This is a genomic window from Brevibacillus sp. NRS-1366 (genome assembly GCF_050467985.1).
Genome location: NZ_JBITPN010000026.1, coordinates 1 through 12,598 on the forward strand (window position 1 = coordinate 1; position 12,598 = coordinate 12,598).

Consider the following 12,598-nt stretch of genomic DNA (forward strand, 5'->3'; position numbering starts at 1 on the left):
AGGATCAAACTCTCCAATAAAGTTTGTATCTGGTTCAAAGCTGGCAAATCATTTAATGATAGACTCATTAACGCTTTCGCTGTTCAGTTTTCAAAGAGCAATCATGTTGTTCAGTGTCCGTTTTGATTTCATCGTGGTGTGATGTTGTCTTAAGGACAAGAACTAATCTATCATGTTACCTACGTTAGAGTCAATATGTTTTTTAAAAAAGTTTTCAAGTGAAATGTTCCTCTCCCAGCTTTCTGCGTCTTACGTACTTAGAAAGCTCATTCGGGGAAGCTATGCGAGCGTACATCCGGAACATAATCGAGTACCTTTCCTCCATAGCCCGCTTCACCAAATAATCAATCCGCTTATCACTAAAATCGAGAAGCATTTCTTCCAATTCTCGCTTCAACAGATACTCTAATTCTTGTACTTCTTTGGTATTAAATAAAAACCCCAGCAACGTTATCGCCCTCCGCCTTACGAGTCTACCCACTATCTTTTCCATCAAAATTCAACCCTATTCAAAATTAAAAGCCTCCCGTTTAGGAAGGCTTCAATTTGTTGGCAAAATCTGAATTATTTTAGCAAGTTTAATTGCTGGAGTTGTTCCCCTACGGTTGCCTTAAGGATATACGGTGTGATTGCACTCTCCACAATAGCGGCCACTACTAGTAGCGCAATAACTGCCAGTACTGCTACTGGGAATTGTTTCAACGTATCGTACCAGTCATTTTTCACACGCTCTATTTTATGCGGTTGGAATAAAACTCCGACCGACCGGAGGCTAAGTACGCCCAGTCGAATTCCTATCCCCGCTGCAAACAGGACCGCAGGGAGTTCAAAAATACCGTGGGGCAAAATGCCTGCGCTAAAAATCAGCCAAGGACTAATCCCAACGGTGCTGTACTTGAAAATGACAAAACCAAGCAGCAAGCCATTGGCCAACATTCCAATTATGGGAAAGAATGCAAAGAATAAACCAAGAGCCATCATCATTAGTGAACTAAGAACATTATTGGAGAGTATTGTCCAAAAAGTAGCCAAAACTCCGCCGCCATTTTCTTTAATTCGCTCCGCAATTTCCCTTAATTGCTCCATGAGGTTGCTCACCATGGATTCAACGACCGGTGCCTGAAAATATCCGATCAATCCGCCTCCCACAAATAGCAAGCAAGCGGCTAAGAAAAAGCGTCTATTATCTTCCCACAAACGCCGCAGTTGATTCTTCATGAGCCACGCTCCTTTACAGCCTCTAATTTATCTATATGCATTGTACCTCATCAATAGCCAACAAACCAAAGAATATCCTTGTCTCACATGCATAAACTGTTATCGGACAAAGGAGGTGCTTTTTCATGAGGTTCATTTACGTAGTGAGTGCACAACGATTGAAACAAATTTTAATTATCTTGACTGCCGTCCTGTTAGCCGCAGGAATCGGCTACGCGGAACGAGACACGATTACAGCATTTTCAGGTAGTACCAGTCCCCAAGCTCCACAGGCCATCTACAAAGTGGATACGAAAGAGAAAAAAATTGCCCTGACCTTTGACATCAGTTGGGGAGAGACTCGCACGGTACCGATCCTCGATGTTTTGAAGGAGAAAAAAGTGAACAAGGCAACCATGTTCCTCTCCTCTCCGTGGAGCCAGCGGCATCCGGAAATTGTCAAAAGGATTAAGGAAGACGGATTCGAGATCGGCTCCCATGGGCACAAACACGATAATTACAGCAAGTACTCAGAAGAAGAGATCCGCTCCCAGATAGGAAAGGCCGATACCATTTTAACAGAAATGACTGGCAAAAAACCGACGCTGATCCGTATGCCAAACGGCGACATCGACAAGCGAGTCTTGCAGATTGCCAATAATATGGGCTATTCAGTCATTCAATGGGATACCGACTCTAAAGACTGGATGAACCCAGGAACGGAAACCATTATAAAAAACGTGTTATCGAAAGCCCATCCCGGCGATATTGTCCTCATGCATGCCAGCGACTCTTGCAAGGAGACGCATTTGGCTCTTCCTGTCATCATTGATAAGCTGCGCGAGCAAGGATACGAATTCGTCACCGTATCAGAGCTACTGGCGGGAACCGATGTGCAAAGCAAAGAAATTCATTAAAGCAAAAAGCTGACCCATTTTGTAGGTCAGCTTTCTCTTTTTACCAGACGATGCAATTGCATGACTTGCCATACGTTGCAGAACAATAGCGGGACGAGCATAGACAAGGTTGCGTGCACGTCCTTTTCCTTTAACGCAGGAATCCATTCCAATGCCGTAACCACAAACATAAAGAACAAGGTAGGTACCCAGGCCGTACGATTCGTCAGGTTAACCTTTCCGTAGGCTGTTACCACCGCGACAACTAACAATATGATGGGTTCAATTAAATAAGGACCGATTGCTCCGCCCTCTCCAAGCGACGTGTAACGAAGGTAAATCATATCAAAAAAGACAAAGACCACAAGAAACACCTGAACACTTCTCCACATAGACGGAGTTTTAAAAATTGTCTTAGCAAAATAGTTTATCGTCATATATGCGAAAAAACCCATTTGAGCCACGATGCTGATCGTCATTCCGTACAGCAAATACATCAGCGTGCCTACAAAAAAGTTTCCTGCGCTGCCTTCCAGCAGTTTTGGCAAATCAAAAATAAAGGCGACCAGGATACCGCCCAACCCTCCGAGTAGCAGGGTGGTGACAAAAAGCCAGCCATACTTACGCAAACTCACCAAACATTCCCTCCAATCCACATCGAATATGATTGTACCAATGCATGCAAGAAAATACTAGCGTAAGAACAAAACAAACTGCGCAAGTTACTTGTAGGCAGAGTAAAGAAGGAGGTGTCCACCCCATGAGAATAAAGGCAATGACTATTTCTTTCCTCGCAATTGTCTGTCTGGTCATGACCAGTTGCACAGCAGGCGGACAAGTGCAAAGTTCGTCTCAGCCTGATTATAAAAGCGTCAAAGACATGGTGCTGGACATTTTGCAGACTGACGAAGCGAAAAAATCGGTTGAAAAAATGATGAAAGACGATAAGTTCAAGCAGAACATCATGCTGGATGAATCCACTGTTCGAACAACATTAATTCAAAGCATGACCAACCCAAATAGCCCTCAGATTAAAGAGGCGTTTCAAGACCCTAAGTTTGCCAGTACATTGGCCAAGTCCTTAAAAACAGAACAAAAAACCTTGATGAAGGACTTGATGAAAGACCCTGAATATCAAAAAGATATGATTAGCCTCATGAGAGATCCTGAGTTTGAAAAAAATTTATTGGAGCTCATGAAAAGCTCCGCTTACCGGCAACAAACAATGCAAATCATGAAGGATTCGTTAAAAAGTCCAATGTTTCAGGAAGAATTGATGAAGCTTTTAACCAAAGTCTCCGAGGATATGACCAAGCCGAAAGAACTCAAAACGAAGAAAAAAGGCGGTAAAGGAAAAGGCGGCGGCAGCAGTAGTAGTCAAGGCGGCGGCAGTTCCTAAACAAAAAAAGGTGAGCTCAGTTGAAAGAGCTCACCTTTTTTACGTATAGGAAAGAAGCGACTAGGGTTATCCCTTAGTTTGTTGCTTTATCTGTACATTTCTCTACGACACGTTTGGCCATGTCGAGATACAATTGACCAATCGCTGTTTTTTCTCCGTAAATAGATGGCGAATAATCAGGCTCGGATGGGTGGTTTTCCGGTTGTCCAAGTGGAATTTGAGCGAGCAGCTCACACGTCAATGTTTCAGCCAGCTTAGCCCCACCACCACGTCCAAAGACATATTCCTTGGAACCATCCTTGGCTTCGTACCAAGCCATATTTTCCACGATCCCCAGAATCTCATGCCCAGTCCGTTTCGCCATTGCGCCCGCACGAGCGGCTACAAATGCTGCTGTGGCGTGCGGAGTCGTCACAACAATCTCCATACTCTGCGGAATCATCGTATGCACATCGAGGGCCATGTCACCTGTTCCTGGAGGCAGATCCAGGAGCAAATAATCCAGTTCTTCTCCCCAATGCACTTCAGAGAAAAAGTTGCGCAGCATTTTGCCCAGCATGGGACCACGCCAAATAATCGGAGAATTGTCTTCTACGAAAAAGCCCATCGACATCACTTTTACATTCTGCTTTTCAACCGGCAAGATCGTCTCTCCAATTACGGTTGGACGTTGGTCGATATTCATCATATCTGGAACGCTGAATCCATAAATATCGGCGTCGATAATCCCGACCTTTTTTCCCAAACGAGACAGTGCCACAGCCAAGTTGACGGTAACAGTTGATTTACCGACGCCCCCTTTACCGGATGTGATCGCGATAAAGGTGGTTTTTGAATCCTTCGCTAAAATCGGGTTGAGTAGTGGAGCTTGTCCGGGTGTCATATTGTGCGTTTGTGCTTGCCCACCCCGCAACTGAGCACTCAGGGCTGCACGTTCGTCGTCTGTCATCGCTCCAAATTGCAGGTTCACCTTTTCTGCACCTAATTCCCGAATGGCAGCAACGACATCGTCCTCAATCTTGGCCTTTAATGGACAGCCTGTAATCGTCAATACTACTGTGAGACTGACCGTAGTGTCCTCGATGCGAATATCACGAATCATATTGAGTTCTACCAGACTGCGATTGATCTCAGGGTCCTTCACATCACGCAGCGCTTCCAGAACTTGTTCTTTGGTCAACATCTTTGTTCACCTCATCTATCTTCTTTTCAATTACTGCTCCGCTGGTACTTCCAGTAACGTTTGCGGGTTCATTATAGCATATTCGAGCGGCTGGGACACGGACCACCACCCTCTCAAGGTGTAACTGGTATTTTCTCACCAGAATACTGCCGCAAAATCCCTTGATATATCGCGTTCGCCATGGCCTTTTGATATTCCACCGTTTGCAGCTTCTTCGCTTCTTCTGTATTGCTGACAAAGCCAACCTCTACCAAAACCGCAGGACAAGTCACTTCACGGATGAGGAACACATTGTCCGTTTTTTTAGGTACACGATCGGTATTGCCAATGACTCGTTTGATTTCATCCTGAATCAGGTAGGACGCTTCCTCGCTTTTCTTAAACGTTGGGGAATAAAAGGTTTGCGCCCCGGACCATTTGGGAGAAGGAATGGAATTGACATGAACGCTGATTAGAAAATCAGGGGCACTTTCGTTCACGAGTTTAACCCGGTTGCGGATATCCTCCGATTTTCGTCTCCTCGCCTTGTCAGCTTCTGGTGAAGCCAGATCCTTATCCTCTTCCCTTGTCATCACGACAAAAGCACCTGACTGATGTAAAAAATCGCGCAAATACATGCTAATCGCGAGCGTCACCTCTTTTTCCACCACATCACCTGCACTGGAGGTGGCACCGCCATCCTTTCCCCCGTGTCCAGGGTCGATGGCAATGACGGTTCCCGTCAGCGGCAATGACCAGGCCATCCAGGAGGAGCGATCCGGTGTTTCATAGGTGAACAACAAAATAAGTAAAGCGAATGCCAAAATCCAGCCTACTCCTTTTCGTGTCACGGTGTATCGTCCCCTTTGTTCCATTCTCGTTCCATCATATGGACAAACTTGGACAAATATACCCGATTATGAAAAAGGAAAACCCCCTGCCTGCGAACAGACAAGGGGTTGTAGAAAGCAATTAGCGCTTGGAGAATTGAGGTGCGCGACGAGCTGCTTTCAAGCCGTATTTTTTACGTTCTTTCATACGAGGGTCGCGAGTCAAGAAGCCAGCGCGTTTCAGAGCGCCACGCAGTTCTGGATCTGCTTTCAGCAGAGCGCGAGCCACGCCATGACGGATAGCACCAGCTTGACCAGTGGTTCCGCCACCGTTTACGTTAACCAGTACATCGTAACGACCAAGTGTTTCAGTCAGAACGAGTGGTTGTTTTACGATCAATTTCAGTGTTTCTAAACCAAAGTAAGTATCCATTTCACGTTTGTTGATCACAATGCGACCTTCACCTGGAACCAGGCGAACACGTGCAACGGAGTGCTTACGACGACCTGTACCGTAGTATTGTACTTGTGCCACGTATATTTCCTCCCTTTACCTTAACCGCGAATTTGCCAAACTTCTGGTTTTTGTGCTGCATGCGGATGCTCAGTTCCAGCGTATACTTTCAGCTTGGTGAACATTTGACGTCCCAGGCTGTTTTTTGGCAGCATGCCTTTTACAGCCAGTTCGAACATACGATCTGGTCTCTTGTTCAGCATAGCGCCAGCAGTGGTCTTTTTCAAACCACCTGGATACAGGGAGTGAGTGTAGTAGATTTTGTCTTGCAGTTTGTTACCAGTCAATTTCACTTTATCAGCGTTGATTACGATTACGAAATCGCCAGCGTCAACGTGTGGAGTGAATTCTGGTTTCAGTTTGCCGCGCAGGATTGAAGCTACTTCGCTTGCCAGACGACCCAGCGTTTGGCCTTCTGCGTCAACGATGTACCATTTACGCTCAATTTCGAGCGGTTTCGCCATATATGTGGTACGCATTTTTGTCCCTCCTAAATATCTTACCTAACACATATCGATCTACTTATAACCAAAACAACCGAAACTTGCAATGGAAGATAATTGCTACGTAACGGGTGAGCAACTCTTCCAGGTGTTCCATGTAATCACGATCTTGTCTTTCAATCCCGGGGCTAGAGTGGGGCTAGGCGGGGTTAAAATACCAAGGAATATCGTACTACATAGGGGACTCATAGTCAAGTGCCTTCGTCAAGTCTAATACTTGGAAATCGAAGAACTAATAGACGACTTCCCACATGGTCAGACCTTTGGCTGGTGCTGTTTTTCCTGCCCTCTCACGATCACAAGCCGCTAGAATTTCTGCCAGCTCAGCAGGTACCCGTTTGCCCTGCCCGACCTCGACTAGCGTACCCACGATGATTCGTACCATGTTGTACAAAAAGCCGTTGCCTCGGCAGATCACCCACACTTCATCGCCACGACGTTCTACGTTTAATCCATAAACTGTACGGACCTTGTCCTCTACAAACGTCTTGGCAGAACAGAACGATGTGAAGTCATGCTCCCCCTCCAAATAGCGGGCAGCCTGTTGCATCGCCTCCACGTCAAGCGGGTAACGGATATGATCAGCGTATCGGTGACGAAAAACATCAGCCACGGGACTGTTATCAATGCAGTAGCGGTATTCTTTTACCTGCACGTCAAACCGGGCGTGGAACGACTCATTCGCCTCTTCCACCGAACGGATTGCAATTGCATCGGGTAATTGATTATTTAGTACGAATCGCCACTTATCCAGCGGAATATGGCTTTTCGTGTCAAAATGAATCACCTGACCGCGTGCATGAACCCCTGCGTCCGTACGTCCCGAACCGTATATTTGAATCTCTTCCCCGGTAATCCGATTTAGGGCAGCCTCGATTTCACCCTGGATCGTAATCTGATCAGGCTGAACCTGAAAGCCACTAAAATCTGTACCGTCATATCCCAAAACGCACCGCAAGCGCCTCACGCTCGCCACCATCCTATCACCAGCGTCAGAGTGACTCCCACGATTGCCATACCAGCGTCGCGCCAGGAAAAGCTCAGCTTCGTCAGCCTGGTTCTTCCTACGCCTCCCCGATAGCCACGAGCCTCCATCGCCAATGCCAGTTCCTCTGCACGACGAAACGCGCTAATAAACAGCGGAATAGCAATTGGAATTAAATTTTTGGCTCGTCTCACTAGGTTTCCACTGGTAAAATCAGCCCCTCTAGCTGTCTGCGCCTTGATAATCTTGTCCGTTTCCTCCATCAGGGTCGGAATGAAACGAAGCGCAATAGACATCATGAGCGCTATATCATGGACAGGTACTCCTACACGTCCAAACGGGCCCAGCAATCGCTCCAGTCCCTCCGTCAAGTCGATCGGAGAGGTGGTCAAAGTCAGCAAGGAACTAATCAGCACCAAAAGACCTAACCGCAACGAGATAAAGATAGCCTGACGAACACCCTGTTCCTCAACAGTAAACCAGCCCCACTGTAAGTAGACAGTCCCACCTTTGGTGATGAAAATGTGAAGAACAACGGTAAACAGGATCAGAATCCAGACCGGCTTCAGGCTTTTCAGGATATAGGAGAGGGAAAGACGAGAAAGTAATGCTGTATAAAGCGTAAAACCGATAAGAATAGCGTAAGTAATCGTATTATTCGCCAAGAAGACCAAGGTCGCAAAAAGAATAATAAAGAGCAGTTTGCTTCGCGGATCTGCACGGTGAAGATACGAATGTCCTGGTACATATTGACCGATTGCGATATTCTGCAGCATCTTAGCCCTCCTTCGGTACGGACAGCCGTTCCAGCAGATGGGCTATCAGCTCTTCCTCCCGATACAGGGAGCTCGGCAGATGTCCCTCGTCCGGCAATATTTGATTCAGGCTAGAGACCAACGCTACTGTTTCCGGTACATCCAAAGACAGCTCCCGCAACCTCTCGGCCTGCATAAACACCTCGTCCGGTTTCCCCTGCAAGACTACCTGCCCTCCTGCCATGACGAGCAAATAGTCGGCATAGCGAGCAGCCTCCTCCATGCTGTGAGTCACCAACAACGTAGTTAGTTTCTGCTCTATATGGATACCGTGGATTCCTTCCAGAATCGCTTTGCGGCCAGCGGGATCGAGGCCGGCTGTTGGCTCGTCCAAGACAAGCACCTTTGGTTGCATGGCAAGGACCCCTGCGATGGCCACACGGCGCATCTGTCCGCCACTCAAATGAAAAGGAGAGCGGTCCTTGATGGATTCATAGTCCAGACCCACAACCTCTAGTGACTCCCTTACACGTGTCTCTACCATTTCGACCGGTAAATCGAAATTGAGAGGCCCAAAGGAGACATCCTTCGCTACCGTCTCTTCAAATAGCTGATGCTCAGGATACTGGAATACTAGACCGATATCCCGTCTCTGTGCGTGAGGAAGCCGCCGGGATGGGGTAATGACTACATCCCCCAAGGTAATCTTGCCTGATGAAGGTGTGAGCAAACCATTCAAGTGCTGAATGAGTGTTGATTTGCCGGAGCCGGTTTGGCCAATAATGCCCACAAACGAACCGGATGGGATCGTCAGGGATATATCCTGCAAGGCTACCCGTTCAAAAGGTGTGCCTTTGCCATAGATATGGCTTACTTGGTCAAAAGTAATCTGCATACGTGCTCCACCAGCTCCTCTTGGTGCAGTACAAACGGTAGGTCGATTCCTCTGGCTACAAGCTCATGGCGTAACCGAACTGCAAATGGTACGTCCAAGCCTGCTCCCTTGAGACGCTCTACCTGGCTGAATACCTCACTCGGATGGCCCTCCATCAGAACTTCGCCAGCGCGCATGACGATGACTCTGTCCGAATAGATAGCCTCTTCGGGAAAGTGAGTAATGTTGATGATCGTGATCCCTTCTTCACGGTTGAGCCGACGTGCCAAAAGCAGCACTTCCTGCCGTCCCTGTGGATCAAGCATCGCTGTCGCTTCATCCAAAATGATAACAGACGGGCGCATAGCCATGATTCCCGCAATTGCCACACGCTGCTTTTGTCCACCTGAGAGGCGATGAGGCTGGGCCAGCAAATACTTTTCCATGCCAACACAGAGCAGTGCCTCGTCAATACGAAGACGCATCTCCTCGGGCTCGACACCCATGTTTTCAAGGCCAAAAGCCACATCGTCTTCCACTGTTGCCCCTACAATCTGATTGTCGGGATTCTGAAAGACCATACCAACATGCTGCCGAATTTCCCAAAGCACTTCACCATTTTTGGTATCCATACCACTGACGAGAACGGTTCCTCCCGCAGGAAGCAATAAGGCGTTCATCAGCTTTGCCATTGTCGACTTACCGGATCCATTGTGCCCTAGGATGGAAACAAAAGAGCCTTTATGAATCGTCATGTCCACATTTTTGAGTACGGGTACCCGCTGGCCTTCATCATCATCGTAAGCAAAGGAGACATCCCGCAACGCTAGCAAGCTCTCCTCTTTCATGAGGCAATCACACCCTCCCCAGTACCCACGAAGGTTCTAACTAACTGGACCTATTGCTGGTAATAAAGGAAAAAAGGGTTGAATCAGAGTCCAGCCTATGACCAGATCTGCCCCCACCCTTTTCGCGGTTGTTTACCAGGTCAGGGAACAGGTCCCGTAACCTTGGTAAAACGACCATTATCTTGTGATGTCTTATACGAATTCGATGTATGCCATCGGTGCAGCGTCGCCGCGACGAGGGCCGGCTTTCAGGATACGAGTGTATCCACCGTTGCGCTCTTTGAAACGAGGCGCGATTTCATCGAACAGTTTTTGAACAGCATCGCGGCCTTCTTCATTCGCAACTTCTTTGCGAACGAAAGCAGCAACTTGACGGCGAGCATGCAGATCGCCGCGTTTCGCGAGCGTGATCATTTTCTCAGCGATTGGGCGAAGTTCTTTCGCTTTCATCTCTGTAGTTTCGATGCGCTCGTTGATGATCAGGTCAGTTACCAAGTCGCGGAACAGCGCTTTACGAGCTGAGCTACGACGACCCAATTTACGGTATGCCATGTTCTTTACCTCCCTCTTACTCGAGAGAACAAAAACGTGCTTCGGTTTGCTTCTCTAGTCGTCGCTGCGCAGGGACAAGCCCAGTTCAGCCAACTTTTCTTGTACTTCTTCCAGAGATTTGCGTCCCAGGTTGCGCACTTTCATCATGTCCTCTTCGGTCTTCTGCGTCAGCTCTTGCACAGTATTGATACCGGCACGCTTCAAGCAGTTGTAGGAACGAACAGAAAGATCGAGCTCTTCGATGGTCATCTCCAAGACTTTCTCTTTCTTGTCTTCTTCCTTTTCAACCATGATTTCAGCATCTTTCGCCTCATCGGTCAAACCGACAAATAGGTTCAAATGCTCCGTCATGATTTTAGCGCCGAGACTTACGGCTTCTTCCGGACTGATACTGCCGTTTGCCCAAACCTCAAGAGTCAACTTATCATAGTTGGTCATTTGCCCTACACGGGTATTTTCAACTTGATAGTTAACGCGCTTGATCGGCGTGTAGATCGAATCAATCGGAATCACACCAATTGGTAGATCCTCCGATTTATTTCCATCTGCTTGAACATAACCACGACCACGTCCAGCTGTCATGCGGATATGCAGACGACCGCCATTGGCCAACGTTGCAATATGAAGATCAGGGTTTAAGACCTCCACATCACTGTCAGCACGGATATCTCCCGCTTTGACAACGCCTTCGCCTTCTGCATCGATCTCGATTACTTTTTCTTCATCGGAATGGATCTTCAGCGCCAAGCCTTTGATGTTCAGGATGATCTCGGTTACATCTTCAACGACGCCTTCAATCGTAGAGAACTCGTGAAGAACCCCATCGATTTGAACGGTACGAACTGCCGCGCCTGGCAAGGACGAAAGAAGAATCCGTCTCAGCGAGTTGCCAAGGGTAGTTCCATATCCGCGCTCTAGAGGTTCTACAACAAACTTTCCATACGAGTTGTCGTCGCTAACTTCCACAACCTCGATTTTTGGTTTTTCTATTTCTATCATTAAACAAACCCTCCTTCAAAACGTCGAAATCCTTGGGTGGGCCGCATACGTGCCCACTCAGGAATTTCCCCGGCGGTTTACCGTTTGCGTGCATGACAAGCTATAAATCAGAATTTACCATTCTAGTATGGACATGTTCTGAACGATATAAACCAGTTACACGCGGCGACGTTTTGGTGGACGGCAACCGTTGTGCGGAATTGGCGTCACGTCTTTAATCATGTTCACTTCAAGACCAGTAGCTTGCAGGGAACGGATCGCTGCTTCACGACCTGCACCTGGGCCTTTAACCGATACTTCAAGAGAACGCATGCCGTGTTCCATAGCAACACGTGCAGCCGCTTCAGCAGCCATTTGCGCAGCAAATGGAGTGCTTTTACGGGAGCCCTTGAAGCCGAGGGAACCAGCACTGGACCAAGAGATCGCGTTACCGTGTGGATCAGTAATGGTTACGATCGTGTTGTTGAAAGTAGAGCGGATATGTGCTACGCCGACTTCAACATTTTTGCGATCACGACGACGGGTACGAGTTGCTGTAGCCTGTTTTCTTTTCGCCATGTCAGATTACCCTCCTTTACTTCTTCTTGTTTGCTACAGTACGGCGTGGACCTTTGCGCGTACGAGCATTTGTTTTAGAACGTTGACCGCGAACAGGGAGTCCACGACGATGACGGATGCCACGGAAGCAACCGATTTCCATCAAGCGCTTGATGTTCAGGGAAATCTCACGACGGAGATCGCCTTCCACCTTCACGGTTTTGTCGATGTACTCACGCAGTTTTCCAACTTCGTCTTCTGTCAGGTCGCGAACACGAGTATTCGCATCTACGCCAGTGGCGGACAGAATTTTTTGAGACGTGGGGCGGCCAATACCAAAGATGTAGGTAAGAGCGACTACTACGCGTTTTTCGCGTGGCAAGTCAACGCCTGCAATACGTGCCATGTGTAAAAAGCACCTCCTTGTTTAACCTTGTTTTTGCTTATGCTTCGGATTTTCACAAATAACCATTACGTTACCTTTACGACGGATAACCTTGCATTTTTCGCAGATCGGTTTTACCGAAGGTCTCACTTTCATGGTTCT

General features: G+C 47.6%; 18 protein-coding genes. 2 read left to right on the plus strand and 16 right to left on the minus strand.

Annotated elements, in window-relative coordinates; translation table 11 throughout:
* Positions 1-214: 214 nt before the first annotated feature.
* Positions 215-448 carry a hypothetical protein gene (locus tag ACIFQN_RS22865; RefSeq protein WP_049742260.1) on the minus strand — a complete coding sequence of 78 codons (234 nt, stop codon included), beginning with the start codon at positions 446-448 and terminating at the stop codon, positions 215-217.
* A gap of 116 nt (positions 449-564) precedes the next feature.
* Positions 565-1,218, minus strand: a complete 654-nt coding sequence (locus tag ACIFQN_RS22870) for a stage II sporulation protein M (protein ID WP_429835359.1) — start codon at positions 1,216-1,218, stop codon at positions 565-567.
* Between the two features lie 125 nt (positions 1,219-1,343).
* Between ACIFQN_RS22870 and pdaB the strand changes: the two genes are divergently transcribed.
* Entirely contained in the window at positions 1,344-2,114 is a 771-nt protein-coding gene (gene pdaB, locus ACIFQN_RS22875) for a polysaccharide deacetylase family sporulation protein PdaB (RefSeq protein ID WP_429835360.1), read from the plus strand.
* A gap of 26 nt (positions 2,115-2,140) precedes the next feature.
* On the opposite strand, the gene ACIFQN_RS22880 is transcribed toward pdaB, so the two are convergent.
* The gene (locus tag ACIFQN_RS22880) at positions 2,141-2,728 is read right to left on the minus strand and encodes a KinB-signaling pathway activation protein (RefSeq protein WP_429835361.1); all 588 of its coding nucleotides are present in this window, start codon (positions 2,726-2,728) and stop codon (positions 2,141-2,143) included.
* A 125-nt stretch (positions 2,729-2,853) separates the two neighbouring features.
* On the opposite strand from ACIFQN_RS22880, the gene gerD reads away from it, so the two are divergent.
* Entirely contained in the window at positions 2,854-3,492 is a 639-nt protein-coding gene (gene gerD / locus ACIFQN_RS22885) for a spore germination lipoprotein GerD (protein ID WP_429835413.1), read from the plus strand.
* A 73-nt stretch (positions 3,493-3,565) separates the two neighbouring features.
* Here gerD and ACIFQN_RS22890 read toward each other — a convergent pair whose 3' ends face one another.
* The 13 genes from ACIFQN_RS22890 to rpmJ form a co-directional block, all read right to left on the minus strand.
* Positions 3,566-4,675: a P-loop NTPase gene (locus tag ACIFQN_RS22890; RefSeq protein ID WP_429835362.1), complete on the minus strand. Its 1,110-nt coding sequence runs from the start codon at positions 4,673-4,675 to the stop codon at positions 3,566-3,568.
* 113 nt (positions 4,676-4,788) lie between these two features.
* Positions 4,789-5,505, minus strand: coding sequence for an N-acetylmuramoyl-L-alanine amidase CwlD (gene cwlD, locus ACIFQN_RS22895; protein WP_429835363.1), 717 nt, complete (start codon positions 5,503-5,505; stop codon positions 4,789-4,791).
* Positions 5,506-5,626: 121 nt separating this feature from the next.
* Positions 5,627-6,019 carry a 30S ribosomal protein S9 gene (rpsI, locus tag ACIFQN_RS22900; RefSeq protein ID WP_005828788.1) on the minus strand — a complete coding sequence of 131 codons (393 nt, stop codon included), beginning with the start codon at positions 6,017-6,019 and terminating at the stop codon, positions 5,627-5,629.
* Positions 6,020-6,039: 20 nt separating this feature from the next.
* Positions 6,040-6,477 (minus strand): 50S ribosomal protein L13, encoded by a 438-nt coding sequence (gene rplM / locus ACIFQN_RS22905; RefSeq protein WP_429835364.1) that lies wholly within the window; start codon positions 6,475-6,477, stop codon positions 6,040-6,042.
* Positions 6,478-6,733: 256 nt separating this feature from the next.
* Entirely contained in the window at positions 6,734-7,480 is a 747-nt protein-coding gene (truA, locus tag ACIFQN_RS22910) for a tRNA pseudouridine(38-40) synthase TruA (protein WP_429835365.1), read from the minus strand.
* The gene (locus tag ACIFQN_RS22915) at positions 7,465-8,262 is read right to left on the minus strand and encodes an energy-coupling factor transporter transmembrane component T family protein (RefSeq protein ID WP_429835366.1); all 798 of its coding nucleotides are present in this window, start codon (positions 8,260-8,262) and stop codon (positions 7,465-7,467) included. Before ACIFQN_RS22915 ends, truA begins: the two co-directional genes overlap by 16 nt.
* 1 nt (position 8,263) lies before the next feature.
* A complete protein-coding gene (locus ACIFQN_RS22920; protein WP_429835367.1) occupies positions 8,264-9,136 on the minus strand; it encodes an energy-coupling factor transporter ATPase in 873 nt (290 codons plus the stop codon).
* Entirely contained in the window at positions 9,112-9,963 is an 852-nt protein-coding gene (locus ACIFQN_RS22925) for an energy-coupling factor transporter ATPase (RefSeq protein ID WP_429835368.1), read from the minus strand. Before ACIFQN_RS22925 ends, ACIFQN_RS22920 begins: the two co-directional genes overlap by 25 nt.
* 192 nt (positions 9,964-10,155) lie before the next feature.
* Entirely contained in the window at positions 10,156-10,515 is a 360-nt protein-coding gene (gene rplQ / locus ACIFQN_RS22930) for a 50S ribosomal protein L17 (protein WP_429835369.1), read from the minus strand.
* Between the two features lie 54 nt (positions 10,516-10,569).
* On the minus strand, positions 10,570-11,514 hold the full coding sequence (locus ACIFQN_RS22935) for a DNA-directed RNA polymerase subunit alpha (protein WP_429835370.1): 945 nt from the start codon (positions 11,512-11,514) through the stop codon (positions 10,570-10,572).
* Between the two features lie 156 nt (positions 11,515-11,670).
* The gene (rpsK, locus tag ACIFQN_RS22940) at positions 11,671-12,072 is read right to left on the minus strand and encodes a 30S ribosomal protein S11 (RefSeq protein ID WP_005828803.1); all 402 of its coding nucleotides are present in this window, start codon (positions 12,070-12,072) and stop codon (positions 11,671-11,673) included.
* A 16-nt stretch (positions 12,073-12,088) separates the two neighbouring features.
* Positions 12,089-12,457, minus strand: coding sequence for a 30S ribosomal protein S13 (rpsM, locus tag ACIFQN_RS22945; protein WP_429835371.1), 369 nt, complete (start codon positions 12,455-12,457; stop codon positions 12,089-12,091).
* Positions 12,458-12,478: 21 nt separating this feature from the next.
* Positions 12,479-12,592: a 50S ribosomal protein L36 gene (rpmJ, locus tag ACIFQN_RS22950; RefSeq protein WP_003333770.1), complete on the minus strand. Its 114-nt coding sequence runs from the start codon at positions 12,590-12,592 to the stop codon at positions 12,479-12,481.
* Between the last annotated feature and the right edge of the window lie 6 nt (positions 12,593-12,598).

Coding starts and splice junctions, on each gene's coding strand:
- ACIFQN_RS22890 (WP_429835362.1), bottom strand. CDS start 4,675: ATGTTGACCAAAGAACAAGTTCTGGAAGCGCTGCGTGATGTGAAGGAC.
- truA (WP_429835365.1), bottom strand. CDS start 7,480: ATGGTGGCGAGCGTGAGGCGCTTGCGGTGCGTTTTGGGATATGACGGT.
- gerD (WP_429835413.1), top strand. CDS start 2,854: ATGAGAATAAAGGCAATGACTATTTCTTTCCTCGCAATTGTCTGTCTG.
- rpsK (WP_005828803.1), bottom strand. CDS start 12,072: ATGGCGAAAAGAAAACAGGCTACAGCAACTCGTACCCGTCGTCGTGAT.
- ACIFQN_RS22920 (WP_429835367.1), bottom strand. CDS start 9,136: ATGCAGATTACTTTTGACCAAGTAAGCCATATCTATGGCAAAGGCACA.
- pdaB (WP_429835360.1), top strand. CDS start 1,344: ATGAGGTTCATTTACGTAGTGAGTGCACAACGATTGAAACAAATTTTA.
- ACIFQN_RS22870 (WP_429835359.1), bottom strand. CDS start 1,218: ATGAAGAATCAACTGCGGCGTTTGTGGGAAGATAATAGACGCTTTTTC.
- rplQ (WP_429835369.1), bottom strand. CDS start 10,515: ATGGCATACCGTAAATTGGGTCGTCGTAGCTCAGCTCGTAAAGCGCTG.
- ACIFQN_RS22935 (WP_429835370.1), bottom strand. CDS start 11,514: ATGATAGAAATAGAAAAACCAAAAATCGAGGTTGTGGAAGTTAGCGAC.
- rpsM (WP_429835371.1), bottom strand. CDS start 12,457: ATGGCACGTATTGCAGGCGTTGACTTGCCACGCGAAAAACGCGTAGTA.
- rpmJ (WP_003333770.1), bottom strand. CDS start 12,592: ATGAAAGTGAGACCTTCGGTAAAACCGATCTGCGAAAAATGCAAGGTT.
- rplM (WP_429835364.1), bottom strand. CDS start 6,477: ATGCGTACCACATATATGGCGAAACCGCTCGAAATTGAGCGTAAATGG.
- ACIFQN_RS22915 (WP_429835366.1), bottom strand. CDS start 8,262: ATGCTGCAGAATATCGCAATCGGTCAATATGTACCAGGACATTCGTAT.
- ACIFQN_RS22925 (WP_429835368.1), bottom strand. CDS start 9,963: ATGAAAGAGGAGAGCTTGCTAGCGTTGCGGGATGTCTCCTTTGCTTAC.